This is a genomic window from Microbacterium sp. LMI12-1-1.1 (genome assembly GCF_040676455.1).
Lineage (GTDB): Bacteria > Actinomycetota > Actinomycetes > Actinomycetales > Microbacteriaceae > Microbacterium.
Genome location: NZ_JBEGIA010000017.1, coordinates 74,936 through 90,119, shown reverse-complemented (window position 1 = coordinate 90,119; position 15,184 = coordinate 74,936). Strand labels below are relative to the sequence as shown.

The window sequence follows — 15,184 nt, the reverse complement described above, 5'->3', positions numbered from 1 at the left end:
ACAAGACCTTGACGGGGCTTCGACCCAAGCTCCTATGAGGTCATGCCAGCCCTGACCGGCTCGCAAAACCCTGTCCCGGATAGACAGATCAGATGCAAGGCACGCGGCCCGTCGACGACAGGGTCACACCCGGAACAGGGACGACTTCATTCTTCAACGTCGGCGACACCGGGGTCAGCACCACGGAGGTTGGGCTGCAGAACTCGTCGCCGGGTGGCACTCCGCGATGTCCGTACCGCTCCCTCCGGCGTGCCTCACCCGCGAGCCGCCGCTGTGGATGTGTCGTGAAGCTTCGGGATCGGATCGGGATCGGATTCCGATCCGAGGGGGCATGACAGGCCCGGAGTGCCCACGAAGTCGTTGACAATCCACCCTTCTGCCGGACCAGGGGTCTGCGGCGGGTTCCGGTCGAGATGAGGATGATTGCTGTCAGGCGCACGAAAGTATGAGCACAATGTGTCGACACTCTATCCGGCCAACACCAGTTGCGCGGTAGAAAACGCGACAGTCTCGTGTAAAGTGTCGACTGATCGCGATGCGGTTGATTCTGAAAGCGAGGAAGCTTTGTTCCCTGAACGTCTCATCGAGGCCGACACCCTCCGCCCGTCCGCCGACGGGTTCACCACTGATCTCCGGCTGCCGTGGTACCGCGCGCTGCCGCTGTCGTGCGTCGAGCGCATGGCGGTGCGTGTCGACGGCCAGCCGGTCCCCGAAGGTGACGTCACCCTCAGTCTCGCCGGCGACGGGCCGTACACGCTCCCCGATCTCGCGGCACACACGGACACCTACTGGTACGTGCTCGATTCGGCGCAGCTTTCCGTCAAGTCCGACGCAGCGACACAGCCCGGCGAGCATGCGATCGATGTTGACTTCGGCCTGTACATCCCGTACCTGCCCGTGAACGGCGCACCCCTCAAGAACCTCGACAGCAACAGCGCGATCCTCAAGGTGGCAGATCGATGACTACGACTCCCGAACTTCCTCAGCTGGGCACGACGCTCTACAGCATCACGCGCGACTTCCATGCACGGAAGATCGCGTTCGAAGACGCTGTGCGTCGCGTTGCCGAACGGGGGCTGGGCCCGGGCCTGGAGGTGGTGGGCTTCCAGAGCTTCCGGAACTGGCCGCACCTCAGCGATGAGCAGATCGCCGAGTTCCGCACACTGATCGACGAGACCGGGCTGACCCCTTCCGCCATCGGCGCCAACGCGGATGCCGGCGTTCGCCGTGACCGCCTCCTCACCCCCGACGAGCTCGTGGCCTACATGGAGCCGCAGATCAAGGCCGCGCGCGAGCTCGGCTTCCCGGTGGTGCGCGTGCAGTACTCACTGACCCCAGACGACATGGAGCGACTGCTCCCGCTGGCCGAGCGAGAGAACGTCAAGTTGGGTCTGGAGATCCACGCTCACCACTCTCCGCGGCACCCTCTGATGGAGGCGCTGCGGGAGCGCTACGAAAAGCTCGGGTCGCCCCACCTCGGCTTCATCCCCGACTGGGGTAGTTCGATGCGCCGCATCCCGCCGAGCCGCATCGCGGCCGCCCGCGAACTAGGCCTGTCCGAGCGCTACCTCGAGCGGATCAGCGAGGCCTGGGCGGACCAGCACACACACGGCGCGATTCTCGACGACTCGCAGCTGCCCGAGATGTACCGCAAGGTGTACGAGATCGTTGAGCAAGAAGGCGCCGGCGCGGCCGGTCAGCCGTTCGCTCGCAACTCGATCGGCCTGTTCGGACACGCCGAAGCGGTCGACTGGGAGCTCGTCGCACCGTGGACCGTCCACATGCACGGCAAGTTCTACGACATCGACGAGAACGGCGACGAGCCGGCGGTTCCGGTGCGTGATATCCTGCGTGTCTTCGTCGATGCCGGATACACCGGGTTCATCTCGAGCGAGTGGGAGGGATGGCACTGGAACCTGCACGCGAGCGCGTGGGACATGATCGCCAAGCACCACGAACTCGAGAAGCGGATCCTCGCGGAGCTCGCAGACGAGAAGCAGGGCGTCACGCACGGCGCGGATGCCCGCTGAGGGCGCGGTGCCGGCGACGAGCACGCTACCCGAACGGGTGGACGTGCTCGTCGTCGGCACCGGCCCCGTCGGCACCTCCTACGCTCGGGAGATCCTCGAGCAGGCACCAGGGGCCACCGTCGTGCTCATCGACGCCGGGCCGCAGCTGACCCGACAGCTCGGCAAGAACATCCGGAATCTGGGACCCGACGCCCGACGCGAGGTCCAGCTCGCCGCAACGCGGTGGACCGGCCAGACCCCCTCCGACACCGGTCGCATCGACGGGCGCATCGCGGCCCGTCCGGGCACGTTCCTCCTCAACGAGGTCGCGGAGTCCGAAGACGAGCAGGAGGGCATGCCTGCCGCGGCGATGGCCGCAAACATCGGCGGAATGGGCGCGCACTGGACGTGCGCGTGCCCACCTCCCGGCGACTCCGAGCGCATCGCTTTCCTCGAGGATCGGTTCGACGAGGCATTCGGCCGCGCCTGGGAGCTGCTGAGCGTCACCCAGGCGGCCTTCCCGGCTAACGAGGCGCAGCGGGAGTTGCAGGAGAAGCTGTCCGCCATCTTCGACCAGGGCCGCAGCGAGGACCGACGTGTGCAGCCGATGCCCCTGGCGTGCACGCCGACCGGGGAGCCCCTGCCGCGCTGGTCGGGGATCGATACGATCCTGTCCGGCCTGGACGAGAGCGCCCGTGCGCGGCTGACGATCGTCCCAAATGTCGTGTGTACGAAGCTGGTACACGACTCCGGCACAGTCACCGCCGTGCAGCTCGTGGAGCGGGAGAGCGGCACAACGCACCTGGTGGAGGTGTCGGCTGTCGCAATCGCGGCAGACGCTCTCCGCACCCCGCAACTGCTGTGGGCATCGGGCATCCGTCCGCCCGCGCTGGGCCGCTATCTCAACGACCAACCGCAGATCGTGAGTGCGCTAGCCGTTCGCGAAGACGCGTCCCACGAAGCGCACGGGGGCGACGACACGGACTTCCGGCAGCGACTGACGGGTGTTCTCTGGATCCCGTTCCACGATCCGGACTTCCCGTTCCACACCCAGGTCATGCAGATCGGCACGAGTCCGATCGAGCTGCCGGATGCGGAGGTCGAGCACCGCCGCATCATCACCTGGGGCCGCTTCACCACCAAGGACATCCGGGAAGAGGACCGCATCGAGTTCTCCGACACCGAGTCGGACGTCTTCGGTCTTCCGAAGATGACGATCCACTACTCGCTGTCCGAGAAGGACTGGCAGACGATCGAGCGTGCCAAGCGCGACATGGTCGACCAGGCCGCAACGATCGGCGACTTCTTCTCCGGAAGCCAGCCGCGGCTGCTGCCGGCGGGAAGCTCGATGCACTACCAGGGGTCGGTTCGCATGGGCGAGTACGACGACGGTCTCTCGGTGTGCGACCCGAACAGCCGGGTGTGGGGCACGTCGAACGTGTACGTCGGCGGCAACGGAGTGATTCCTACTGCGACTGCGTGCAATCCGACGCCGACATCCGTCGCCCTTGCCGTGCTCGGTGCACGCGACCTAGTGACCCGCCTCTGATCTCAGTCGGCTTGGTCGGGGCGATCGATCGCGTGCACTGCGGCTTCGATCGACCGGCGCACCAAGAGTGCCGCCATCTCGCCGTCCCGTCGCATCAACGACTGCAGGATCTGCTCGGCGTAGCTGAGGCTCTCTTGGAGGCGGTCTGGCGCGGCCAGCGCCTGCCTGATGGACAGCGTGCGCAGGAAGAGGGAGTTGAGGATCGGGCGCGCGGTCTTGTTGCCCGCGATCTCCACGATGGCGTCGAAGAACTGGAAATGCGCCCACCGATAACGGGCATCGTCGTTCTCGCGGGCGTGCCCCGCGAGAACGTCGACCAGGCTGACGAGTTCGTTGAGGTCCGCCTGGGTGATCCGTTCGGCGGCCACTTCGGCAAGAGCGGCCATGACGGTCGCGCGCAGGAAGAACACTTCCTTGATCCGCTCGGAGTCGTAGACGACCACCCGGGGTCGCTTCCGTGCGCGCATCTCGAGGAGGCCGTCGGACTCCAGGATCGCCAGCGCTTCTCGCACGGGGGTGCGGCTTGTACCGAACTGGCTGGCGATGTCGACACTGTTGAGCGTCTGCCCGGGCTGGATGCGGCCATCGATGATTCCCCGCGCGATCCACACCGCAATGTCGGCAACGACAGGTTCCCGGCGCTCCGACAGCTGGAGCAGTCGCACGAGCTCCTGCGGCGCCGCATCCTCGTCGATCGCGCTTTGGGACACGAGACGCATGCTAGCAAAGCGCTACGGCGGCCACTTGATCGAGACACTCGGCTGCCAGCCCAGGGCCCGCGAGATGGCGAGACCCGACGTGATCACCGATGGTGTCGCAGCTTCCAGCTTCACGGATTCCGAACGCACCACCACCGACAGCGCAGCCACGACCTGTCCGCTGGCGTCGACGATTCGGGTGGCGATAGAGTCGGCCTCGCGGGTGAGCTCTGCGCGCACGGTGGCCGTTCCGGTTTGCCGGCATGCCGCGAGCTGGCGTCGCAGCACGGCCGGGTCAGTCACCGTGAGCGGCGTGTAAGGCGAGAGGCGGCCACTGAGCACCCGGTCTATCAGTTCGCGGTCCGCGTGGCTGAGGAGCACCTTGCCGACGCCCGAGCAGTGCAGCGGCAGGCGCCCGCCGACTTCTGAGGCGAGCGACACGGCTTGCGGTGCGGACATCCGCTCGATGATGACGGCGTGATCCTCGGCCAGCACTGCAAGCTGCACGTGCTGGCGGAGCGCACCGTAGAGATCGTCCATGAATGGACGGGCGAGCACGCGAAGCGACTCTGTCCGGGGCGTGAGCGTCGCGAGCTGCCACAGTCGAATGCCGGGAGCAAACCTGCCGTCTTCGAGCCTGTCGACCGCGCCCGCCTCCTCGAGCTCGAGCATGAGACGTCGCGCAGTGGCGTGCGGCATGCCGGTTTCGCGCTCGAGTTCGGCAAGGCTCAGGATCTGATGCCCTTTGCGGAACGCGAAGAGAAGCTCCAACAGGCGGGAGCTTACGCTTCGTCCTGGTTCGCTAGTGCGCGGCACCCTCACTCCCTTGTAGCCGCCGGCTCGTCTCAGTGAAGAGGGCAGGAAATCGCACCGGATCGCGATGCGAGCGGGCCGTGGCCCGATCTGGGGGTCGGGGGCAGTTCCATCGCCGGGCGAACCGAGGTGCTCATCGGTGCGGCGAACCCTGGCTGAAATCGAGGCGCGGCGCTTCCGCCCAGTCGTCGAGCTCGATGGTCCTGCCGGTGCGGGCGGACTCGTAGACCGCGAGGACGAGTTCCAGGGCGTTCAGGCCCTCCTGGCCGGTGACGCGCGGTGCACGGCCCTCGGCGAGAGCGCGCCCGAAGTCTTCGTGCTGGCGGCGGAACAGGTCGAGCCGTGCCCCGTGGGAGACCGCCGGCGACGGAGCCGAGACACCGGACCACGACGTCGACAGCACGCCCTTGCTGATGACGGCGGACCCGGCGTCACCGGAGAGCTGCAGGGTATCTACCGTCGTCTGCTCGGTGGGTGTGGCACCGGCCGAGTAGAACGCGGTGGTGGCCTCAATCGTGCCGACCGCGCCATTTTCGAACTCCACGAGCGCGATCGCGGTGTCCTCCACCTCGATCGAGTGCGCGAGGGTGCGGGTCCAGCCGGTGACACGTCGGGCACGACCCATGAGGCGGCAGAGCTGATCCACTTTGTGGATGCCCTGGTTGATCATGGCGCCGCCGCCGTCCATCGCGTGGGTGCCGTGCCATCCCCGGTAGTACTGCCGATCCCGCCAGCACTTGCGAGACGCCGATGCGAGCGTGGGCACGCCGAGACGCCCGGACTCAACCGCGGCGAGCAGTTCCTCGAAGGGTGGTTCGAACCGACCCTGGGAGACCACGCCGAGCACGACGCCGGTGTCTTCGGCCGCAGCGACGAGTGACCGCGCGGCCGCCAGGGAAGTGTCCATCGCCTTCTCGACGAGGATGTTCATCCCGAGGCCTGCAGCTCTTGTCCCAATCTCCGCGTGCGTCCCCGTCGGTGTGCAGATGACGGCGACGTCGGCGCCGGCGTGCGCTGCCGCTTCGAGCGACGGCCATTGCTGCGTGGAGAACTCGGTCGCGCGCATCTGAGCACCAGCGTCGCCTACGAAGCCGAGGAGCTCTGCCTCGGGGACCAGTCGGATGGCCTGGGCATGGAGCTGGCTCACTGAGCCGCCCCCGACGATCGCTACTCGTGCCATCAGAGTGCTCCCTGCCTGGTGGTGCGCAATTCAGTGACCCAGTTCCCGAACGTGCGGCCAGAAATCTGCAGTCCGGACCGACCCAAATAGCGATGCTCGATTGCTATCACCCGCTTCTTCTATGAAGGATTTCGTCAGGGTCATGTTCCGGAGTCTCGTTCAACCCGACAAGGAGTCAGATCGTTCAATGAACAGGGCGCCCGGGTCCCCTTCGGGGGCGATGACGTCGACGGCCGCCTGGACCGATCGCCGCACCAGCAGGGCTGCCATCTCGGCATCACGGCGGTGGGCCGCAGCGAGAATCAGCTCGGCGTAGTACAGGCTCTCGTCGAGGCGGTGGGGGAGCGAAAGAGCGCGGCGGACGGGCAGGGTTCTCAGGAACAGGGAGTTCAAGATCGCCCGGGCTGTGACGTTGCCCGACATCGCCACCAGGTCATCGAAGAACGCGAAGTGCGCCCACCGATAGCGGTCGTCGTCTCTGGCCGCGGCGAATTCGCGGAGGATCTCGACGTGCCGGTCCAGAGCCGCCACGTCTCCATCGGTCGCGTTCTCGATCGCCGCGCGGGTGAGCCCCGAGATGAGTTGGGCGCGGACGAAGAAGACCTCGCGGCTCTGCTCGGGCCCGAACGACGCGACCCGAGGACGCTTGCGTGCGCGCATCTCGATCAGACCATTCGATTCGAGAAGGGCAAGCGCCTCGCGCACCGGGGTGCGGCTGGAGCCGAAACGGGTCGCCAGTTCGACGCTGTTCAGGTCCTGCCCGGGAAGCAGCTGTCCGTTGATGATGGCCAGCGCGACCCACACGACGATGTCGATGACGACCGGCTCGCGTCGGTCGGAGAGCTCGAGGAGCTTGATCAGCTCGAAGGGCGCCTCCGCCGTCTCGGCGGTCGTCGTCGCCGTGGCCTCCAACGTCATCGAGCAGCCCCGATCGGCTCCCGCCGGCCCGAGCGCGCAGATTCGCGTGCCGCATCGATCACCTGCATCGTCGCGACGCCGTCCTCGACGCTGACCGGTCCGCCAGAACCGGACAGCCAGTCGCGAGTGGCCTCGTAGAATCCAGGCCACCAGCCCCGCTCCGGCAGGACGTCGTCCCATTCGCCGTCGGCCCCACGCCGCCGCCAGTCGGAGGCGTCTGTGACGCCCCAGGAGGGGTCGAGCGGGGACAGGCCGGCGTGCAGCTGGTCGTGCTGTGGGTCTGCGGTGCCGAGTGAGACCAGCGCATCGCGCGCCGACACCTCGAATCGGGGGAGGTCGGTGTTGCCGAGCGCGCCGGAGATGAGATGCGACACGCTCCCGTCGGCATGGGTGATTGCCAGGAAAACGTCGTCCTCGGTGCGGGAGCCGGGACGTCGTACCAGCACTTCTGCGTAGACGCCGGTGACCGGGCCCAGCAGTTGGATGGCCTGATCGATCTGGTGGGGGCCGACCTCTCGCAGGAATCCTCCGCCCTGGGGGTCGTTGCGCCAGCTGTCGCGCACCGTCGGCTGCCACCGCTGGATCCGCGAGGTGAGGCGCACAGGGCCAGTCCATGCGCCGGCTCTGTGGAGGCGCTTGAGCGTAAGAAAGTCGCTGTCCCACCGGCGGTTGTGGAACACGGTCACCTGGTCCCCGACCCGCACCGCCAGCTGTTGGGCGCCGGCGAGGTCGCCCGCGAAGGGCTTCTCGACCACGACCCGGGTGCCAGCGTCCACGAGGTGCGCGACGGTGTCGCCGCGGTGGTGCACGGGAAGCGTGACCACCGCGACTGCCGCAGCCTTCGCGGCATCGAGCAAGTCGGTGACCTCCGCGTGGGGGTAGCGCTGCGCGGCGGCCGCGCGGCGCTCCTCTCCCCGGGCCACCACGACGGCCACGTCGAGTCCCTCGGTGGCGTCGATCAGCGGGGCGTGGATGCCGGATCCGGAGCCTCCGAATCCGACGAGGGCGACGGGAATCGATCGGTCAGGCATCGACCAGCGCCCCTGCCAGGTAGCGGTAGCGGCGCAGCTGCTCGAAGGTGTCGGGATTCTGCTGCCACAGGTGACCTTCGAACTCAGCCAGCAGATGGCCGTCGAACTCCGCAGCCCTGAACTCGTGGAAGATCTCCTCCAGCGGGACCGCAGCCTCGTGTCCGTCCACGATCTCGAAGAACTTGCCGTGAACGACCTTCGTATGAGGCAGCACATCGGGGAGCCAGTCGGGGCTGGAACGGCGGAACAGCCGGCGCATCCGGCCCACGAGCGGACGGGCCGCCGCCACCAGGTCGTCGCCGCCGAGCGCCGCGAGAGCGTCGAGCGTCTCTCCCTCCGGCTGATCGGCCGCCCATCCGTCGAGGATCGCATCGATCGCCGCAGCGGGCAGAGCGGGCCGCAGCAACTCATCGACGAATCCGTCGGGGATGGCCTGCATCACACACGACAGGTCGAGGGTGAGCCCGAGGTTCGGGGAGTCGATCTGCGTGAAGGCTGCGAGCAAGTCCTGGACGTACGGGTCTGCGCTGGTGACGGCGTGGAGCTCGGTCAGCAGGACGAGGTTCCGCTGCGCGGCGAGTTCTGTGGCGCGGGAGAGGAGACCGGCCTTCGGCGGCAGGTTGATGCGCGCGAAGGAGGATCCCAGCAGGGCTGCGGTGTCCAGGCCGTTCTGCGCCCAGTTGAGCAGGTCGTCATCCGTCGACGGCCCCAGCTGCCGGCCCGGGTCCGTGTACGCGCCGTACACGAGCGGGACGAGTCCGGCGTCCCGGACGATGGTGCCGAGCTGCCGAATTTCGGCGGAACTGGGGTTCGGGTACCCCTGCGCCACCTGTGCGCCCAGCAGCTCGACACCCGCATATCCGCCGATCGCCGCGACTTCGTCGAGGCAGGCCCGCAGGGCCCGGCCGCGGCGCAGCTCACCGGCGAAACTGAAGGTGCACACGCCCAGGCTCCAAGGGGACGTCCCACCGTGACCCATCGTTGCCACCGCCGACACGCGCCGGCGCGTCCAGTCGCCCTTCGGGTCGTGGCCTTCCGGCATCCGGAGCGTGACCGCGGCTTCGATCGAGGCGCCCGGTTCGGGCACCGCGGCGCCGGCTGGCAGGCCGATCTGCAGCGTGGTCTGCACGCCCCAGTAGTCTCCGCGGCCCGCCAGTGAGGCCAGCGTGACGACATCGCCGTCAAGGCGGACAAGCAGTGCATCTGCGGCGACCGGGTATCCGTCCACCTGTAGTTCCACTCGCTCGAGGCAGGAGAACGGGACCGCCCGGAACCAAGGGAGGGAAACGTTCACCCACCACGCGAGCTCCTGGGGTCCGCCCTGCGGGCGGGGGACTGCGGTCATTCGGAGCGCGTACGGATCGGTCACGATTTGATTCCTCCGGCAAAGCCCTTGACGAGCTGACGCTGCGTGAAGATGAAGAAGATCAGAACGGGCACCACCGAGATCACGATTCCCGCGAACACGTAGTTCCACTGCGTCGCGAACTCGCCGACGAACCCGTAGATGGCGACAGGAAGCGTCTGGTTGTTGGTGCCCGTGAGGAACACGAGTTGGGCGAAGAAGTCGTTCCAGACGAACAGCGCCGTGATCACCGACACAGTGGCCGTCACGGGGCCCAGCAGCGGGAAGACGATCAGCCAGAAGGTGCGGAAGGGGCTGGCGCCGTCCACCAGCGCCGCTTCCTCGTACTCCTTCGGCAGGGCGCGGATGAACCCTGCGTAGAGGAAGATCGCGGTGGGAAGCTCGACACCCGTGTACAGGATGATCATGCCGAGGTGCGTGCCGACCAGCCCGAGCTCGCGCAACAGGATGAATGCCGGGATCAGCCCGAGCAGGTACGGCAGCACGATGCCGATGATGAAGAGGAAGTACAGCGTCGTGTTCAGTCGCGAGGCGTGACGGGCAATCGCGTACGCAGCCAGCGAGGAGAGCACCACGATCACGATGACGCTGCCGGCCGTGATGATGAAGCTCGACAGAAGGCCGCTTCCGAGCCCTGTTGATGAGCCACCGCCCCAGGCCTCGGCGAAGTTGCCCCACTGCGGGTTCGAGAACGGGAACGCGAGCGAGCGCTCGTTGATGGCATCACGATCCTGCAGGGAGATCGCGATGATGATGTAGAACGGGATCCACCAGATGGCTGCGACCAGCAGCAGGATCACTTCGCGGACGAACGTCCGCGGACGGTAGCGATCGCGAGACATTAGTTCTCGTCCTTTCCACGCAGCAGCAGCACCTGTGCAACGGCGATGACGCCGATGAGCACGGTGAGCAGCAGCGCGATAGCGGCGCCATAGCCGTAGTTTCCGAAGGCGAACGCCTGGCGATAGAACTGCGTGACGAGCGTCTCGGTCACCTGAGCGGGACCGCCGTTCGTCAGGCCGATGACCTGATCGAACACGCGCAGCGACATGATGGTGGGCAGCGCGACCGCGACGACGATCGCCGGACGCAGCATGGGCAGCGTCACGTAGCGGAAGCGCTTGAAGACACCGGCACCATCCAGCTCGCTGGCCTCATTGATCTCCTCGGGGATGCCCTGCAGTCCCGAAAGGTAGATGATCATGCACAGGCCGGTGGTCTGCCACACCATCACGACGAGGATGGTCCACAGCGCGGTCTCTGGATCAGCGGTCCACAGTCGGCGCCATTCACCGAGGCCGACAGCGCTCAAGAGCTGGTTGAGCAGGCCGTTGTACTCGAAGATGAACGACCAGACGTAAGCCACGGCGAGAGATGTGATCGCGAACGGGGCAAAGAACAATGCGCGGAGGAAGTGCCGCGTCTTCAGGTCCTTGTTGAGCGCATTCGCAAGAATCATGCCGAGCGTGTTAGAGATCAGGACTGCGCACGCGGCCAGGATCAGCGTGTTGAAGATCGAACGCAGCGCAACCTCATCCGAGAAGATGCGAACGAAGTTGTCCATGCCGACGAAGTCGGCCGACACGCTTAGGCCGTTCCAGTTCGTGAACGCGTAGTACGCGCCGAAACCGACGGCGATGTAGCGCAGCAGCGCCACGGGGATGAGCGCCGGCAGCGCCCACAGGCGCGAGATCCGCGTCTTGGGGATGTAGTGCCGGCGACGCGGCGACTTCTTCGAAGGAGCCGACGCGGTCCGGGTGTTGGAGGGCGGGGAGCTCTGGCGAGTAGTCATCGTCATCACGCTGCGTCCCGCTCCGTCTCAGCGACTGTGAGTCGAAGTGTGTAGGTCATCTTTGGCCGCGGCCTCCTTGCCGAATCGCGTGTGCATTGTGCCCGTCCGAGCGACATCGCCGATCGCGGGGTACATCCTCGATGCTAGCCGCAAAATGACCATGTGTCCACACTGTGCGACTCAGATTGGCAATGGACCTGCGCAACAAGCCCTGCGACCTCTAAAGTGTCGACTCTTATGTGGACAGGCCGGGCGGCGTGGGGAAGGTTCCTGCGGCGTGGTGTGCGACTCGGAGCGCGAGTGCGATCGTCGTGAGCATCGGATTGACGCCGCCGTTCGTGACGTGCAGGGAGGTGTCGGTGACGAGCACGTTGGGGTGCCCCCACACGCGTCCCAGAGGGTCAGTGACGGACGTAGCGGGGTCATCGCCCATGCGCGCCGTTCCGGCCTGATGCTGGCCGACACTGGGGCCCCATCCCGGTGGCCGTGTCGTCCAGCCGACCGTGGTGTGCGCGCCGCTGGCGGTGAGCCATTCGGATGCGCGTTCGGTGAGGAACGCCTGCATGCGGCGGTCCTCGGGATGGTTCGCGCCAGACAAGCGGACGACGGGCATCCCGGCGTGATCACGCTGCGTCCAGTCCAGTTCGACGCGTGAGGCGGGGTTGGGGACCTCTTGCACGGGTCCGATTACGCGGTGCACCCGTTTCGTCAGGGTGCGCATGGCCTGCTTGGCGGTGAGGCCCCAGGGCGGCAACAGGCCGGCGGCGCGGAGCATCGCATACGTGCTGACCGGTGTCGGAACGAACTCGTTGGCGATCATTCCGCCGCCGATCAGCCCCGCATTGTCATGCCGGAACCCGGTCGTGGCGATCTGGGGACCTGGGCCACGGAAGTCGTTCAGGTCGTCGTCGAAAACCCCAAAGGCGCCGGCGTAGAGGTGGCCCTGAAGATGACGGCCCACCTGATCCGTCCGATTGCCCAGGCCCGCCGGTGCGGCATCGGTCGCGCTGGCGAGGAGAAGCCGTGCAGTCTCGACGGCCCCGGCCGACACGATCACCAGGCCGGCGCGGACCTCACGACGTTCCCGCGTGCGCTCATCGACGAGCGTGACTCCCGTCGCGATGCTGGCAGCGTTCACGTGGACGCGGACGGCTCGCGTCAGCCGGGCGAAATGGCACCGACCTGTCGCGTGAGCGCGCATGAGGAACGTGTTCTGACTTCCGGCCTTCGCGTCCACCGGGCAGGCGAAGCCGACGCATTGCGCGCAGCGGACGCAGGCGTCTCGGCCGCCGTAGGGGACGGAGTTGATGGCGAGTGGCACCGGCAGTGTGTCCCAGCCCAGCTTCCGCGCGCCGACGGCGAGGCGGTGTCCGGGGCGCGTGCGAAGCGCGGGCGGCATCGGGTAGGGCTCGCGTGGTGGGCCGTGGCGTTTGTCGACCTGCCCGGCGACGCCGAAGGACCGCTCCGCGAGCGAGTACCACGGCGCGAGCTCCTCGTAACTGATTGGCCAGTCCGCGAGCGAGCTTTCATCGGGCACGCCGTAGTGCGTGGCCATGCGGAAGTCGACCGGGTCGAACCGCCATGCCTGTGCGCCGTAGATGCGCGTACCGCCGCCGACCGTCATCGCGTTCGCGCCCCAGCGGAACTCTGACGGCACGGTGAGTCTTCCCTCGACGATGCGAGGTTCTTCAATGTCGAGAGGGAGAGAGCGGTCCTGGAACCCGAAGTTCACTCTCGCGTTGCGCAGGTGGTCTTCGCTTAGGTGCTGAGCGTCGGGAGCGTCCCCGCGCTCGACCACGAGCACGGCCAACCCTGCTTCCGAGAGCACGGCTGCCGCGGGGCCGCCACCGGCTCCCGACCCGATTACCACCGCGTCGTACGAGTCAGCCAGGTCCGCAAGACGACGCGTCGGTGGCAGCAGCGCCTCCCGTTCGGCCGGCGGCCAGCCTGGGGGGCCCGGCTTCCATCCGACCATCCGCCAGCTCACCGCTTCGCGGTTGCCGCCCTGCGACGGGTCGGCGTAGTAGCCGATCTGCACGAGGTTGCTGAGCCACTCGAGGTCCGTGGCCTCGCCAGCGAGGGCACCTTCGACGTGCACCCGCCACTCGGGCCGCTCGGCCAGCGCGCTCTCGAGGAAGTCGATCGCGCCGGCGTCAAGGGCTGACGGAAAGTCATCGGCAGGAATGAACTCGTTAAGTAGTGAGGCGAGTCGCTCGACATCGAGATTCTGCAACACCATGCGCACCTTTCGGATGCCACTGCTCGCTCCCTCCGCCACACGAGCAAAGGGGATGGGGCTGCCCGCATGCGTCCATGCGAGCAGCCCCTCCGTGTTGACCTACTAGTTGGCTGCCTGGTCCCAGGCCGCGTCCGTGTCCTGGAGCACCTGATCGATGCTCTTCTGACCGGTGAGCAGACCCTGGGCACTCGTAGCGAGCTGCTGGGCCACACCCGCACCAGGCCACAGCAGGTAGCCGGGCGCCGGAGCGTGGTCGGAGGCGAGGATGTCACGCAGCGGCTCGAGAACCTCAGGGATCACGTCCTCGCCGTTCTCGCCGGCGGCCCAGGCGATGCCGCCGCTCTCTTCCGAGTAGGCGATGCGCTGTTCGGGCTCGCCGAGGAACTCGACGAACTTCTTGGCGGCCCCGACATCCTTCGCGTCGGCGTTCACGACGACGCCGATACCCGAAGCCGTGGGGATCCAGGTGTTCTTCTCGGAGTCACCGGGGAAGGGGAAGGTGGAGACCTTCAGGTCGGGCGTCGAGTTCGCCGCCACGATCGACAGCGCCTGCGCCGGCATGACGTACATGGCGGCCTGGCCCGCACCGAACTGCTGCGAGTGCACAGGCGCTGCCACAGCAGCAGCGTCGGGGGCGTAGCAGCCGGCGTCGATCATCTCCTGGAAGTCCTTGAGAACCTTCTGCCACTCCTTGCTGTCCTCGAAGGTCGTCTTGTCGGCGTACCGCTCGTCGGTCCAGTCCGGGCTCGGACCGTCGACGTTGTTCGAGGCAAGCGTCTGCAGCGTGATGTTCACGTTGCTGTACGAAGCTCCGGCGAGGGCGATCGGGATGAGGTCGGCATCCTTGACAGTGCCGCAGGCGTCGAGGAGATCGTCGAACGTCCTCGGGATCTCCAACCCGAGCTCGTCGAAGATGTCCGGGTTGTACGCGACGAAGTACGGCGCGATCGCCGTCGGCAGGATGTACGTCTTGTCGTCGAGCGTGATCAGCGGCTTGAGGCCCTCGGGGACTTCCTCGATCCACGTCTGGCCGTCGAGGTCCGCGAGGCGGCCGTCCTCGGCAAGGGAGAGGCCGGCGAGGCCGCCGCCCGTTCCCGGCGTCACCTGGATGACGTCCGCGGCCTGACCTGCCTGATACTGCGTCTGGATCAGCTGTGCGAACTGATCGTTAGGGGTGAAGGTGGCGTTCACCGTGTACGAGGGGTACTGCTCCTCGAACGACGCGATGAGCTGCTCCCAGACCGCCTGCTCCTGCGTCTGCGCGGCGAACGTGACGGTGCCGCCAGTCGAGGTGGGCTCGCTGGTCGGCTCAGCATTACTGCCGCCGCCACCCGAGCATCCTGCCAGCAGGGCGACCGTGGTCGCCACGCCGGCGAAAGCGATGAGTTGCTGTCTCTTGGCCATGTCGCTTCGGCCTCCTTGCCGATCTCTTGCCGGGCAGGGTTTCCCGGACTTGCGGTAACCATAGATCGAGATTCCCAATCTGTCTACACATTCACGCAATCGTCCTGCCCCAGTGAGGCATGACCGCCAAATCTGCGCAAAAGTGTCGACTCTCTGAGTTTTCGCTCAATGCTGTGGTCTACCGC

13 protein-coding genes are annotated in these 15,184 nt (G+C 66.8%); 3 read left to right on the top strand and 10 right to left on the bottom strand.

Annotation, left to right across the window (positions count from 1 at the left end; all coding sequences use genetic code 11):
* Positions 1-456 precede the first annotated feature (456 nt).
* The 3 genes from MRBLMI12_RS22065 to MRBLMI12_RS22055 are packed head-to-tail and all read left to right on the top strand — an operon-like array spanning position 457 to position 3,558.
* The gene (locus MRBLMI12_RS22065; RefSeq protein ID WP_363358332.1) at positions 457-963 is read left to right on the top strand and encodes a C-glycoside deglycosidase beta subunit domain-containing protein; all 507 of its coding nucleotides are present in this window, start codon (positions 457-459) and stop codon (positions 961-963) included.
* Positions 960-2,030, top strand: coding sequence for a sugar phosphate isomerase/epimerase family protein (locus MRBLMI12_RS22060; RefSeq protein ID WP_363358331.1), 1,071 nt, complete (start codon positions 960-962; stop codon positions 2,028-2,030). The genes MRBLMI12_RS22065 and MRBLMI12_RS22060 overlap by 4 nt, the downstream gene beginning before the upstream one ends.
* The gene (locus tag MRBLMI12_RS22055) at positions 2,020-3,558 is read left to right on the top strand and encodes a GMC oxidoreductase (protein ID WP_363358330.1); all 1,539 of its coding nucleotides are present in this window, start codon (positions 2,020-2,022) and stop codon (positions 3,556-3,558) included. The genes MRBLMI12_RS22060 and MRBLMI12_RS22055 overlap by 11 nt, the downstream gene beginning before the upstream one ends.
* Before the next feature lie 2 nt (positions 3,559-3,560).
* On the opposite strand, the gene MRBLMI12_RS22050 is transcribed toward MRBLMI12_RS22055, so the two are convergent.
* The 10 genes from MRBLMI12_RS22050 to MRBLMI12_RS22005 all read right to left on the bottom strand — a co-directional run bounded on the left by MRBLMI12_RS22050 (position 3,561) and on the right by MRBLMI12_RS22005 (position 14,999).
* On the bottom strand, positions 3,561-4,277 hold the full coding sequence (locus MRBLMI12_RS22050; protein ID WP_363358329.1) for a GntR family transcriptional regulator: 717 nt from the start codon (positions 4,275-4,277) through the stop codon (positions 3,561-3,563).
* Positions 4,278-4,289: 12 nt separating this feature from the next.
* The gene (locus MRBLMI12_RS22045) at positions 4,290-5,027 is read right to left on the bottom strand and encodes an IclR family transcriptional regulator (protein ID WP_363358328.1); all 738 of its coding nucleotides are present in this window, start codon (positions 5,025-5,027) and stop codon (positions 4,290-4,292) included.
* A gap of 175 nt (positions 5,028-5,202) precedes the next feature.
* The gene (locus MRBLMI12_RS22040) at positions 5,203-6,249 is read right to left on the bottom strand and encodes a Gfo/Idh/MocA family protein (protein WP_363358327.1); all 1,047 of its coding nucleotides are present in this window, start codon (positions 6,247-6,249) and stop codon (positions 5,203-5,205) included.
* A 159-nt stretch (positions 6,250-6,408) separates the two neighbouring features.
* Complete coding sequence (locus tag MRBLMI12_RS22035) at positions 6,409-7,167, bottom strand: GntR family transcriptional regulator (RefSeq protein WP_363358326.1); 759 nt, start codon at positions 7,165-7,167, stop codon at positions 6,409-6,411.
* Positions 7,164-8,198 (bottom strand): Gfo/Idh/MocA family protein, encoded by a 1,035-nt coding sequence (locus MRBLMI12_RS22030; RefSeq protein WP_363358325.1) that lies wholly within the window; start codon positions 8,196-8,198, stop codon positions 7,164-7,166. The genes MRBLMI12_RS22035 and MRBLMI12_RS22030 overlap by 4 nt, the downstream gene beginning before the upstream one ends.
* Positions 8,191-9,567, bottom strand: coding sequence for a sugar phosphate isomerase/epimerase family protein (locus MRBLMI12_RS22025; protein ID WP_363358324.1), 1,377 nt, complete (start codon positions 9,565-9,567; stop codon positions 8,191-8,193). The genes MRBLMI12_RS22030 and MRBLMI12_RS22025 overlap by 8 nt, the downstream gene beginning before the upstream one ends.
* A complete protein-coding gene (locus MRBLMI12_RS22020) occupies positions 9,564-10,406 on the bottom strand; it encodes a carbohydrate ABC transporter permease (protein ID WP_363358323.1) in 843 nt (280 codons plus the stop codon). The genes MRBLMI12_RS22025 and MRBLMI12_RS22020 overlap by 4 nt, the downstream gene beginning before the upstream one ends.
* Complete coding sequence (locus tag MRBLMI12_RS22015) at positions 10,406-11,356, bottom strand: carbohydrate ABC transporter permease (protein WP_363358322.1); 951 nt, start codon at positions 11,354-11,356, stop codon at positions 10,406-10,408. The genes MRBLMI12_RS22020 and MRBLMI12_RS22015 overlap by 1 nt, the downstream gene beginning before the upstream one ends.
* Positions 11,357-11,591: 235 nt before the next feature.
* Positions 11,592-13,595, bottom strand: a complete 2,004-nt coding sequence (locus MRBLMI12_RS22010) for a GMC family oxidoreductase (protein WP_363358321.1) — start codon at positions 13,593-13,595, stop codon at positions 11,592-11,594.
* A 102-nt stretch (positions 13,596-13,697) separates the two neighbouring features.
* Positions 13,698-14,999, bottom strand: a complete 1,302-nt coding sequence (locus MRBLMI12_RS22005) for an ABC transporter substrate-binding protein (RefSeq protein ID WP_363358320.1) — start codon at positions 14,997-14,999, stop codon at positions 13,698-13,700.
* Positions 15,000-15,184: the final 185 nt, after the last annotated feature.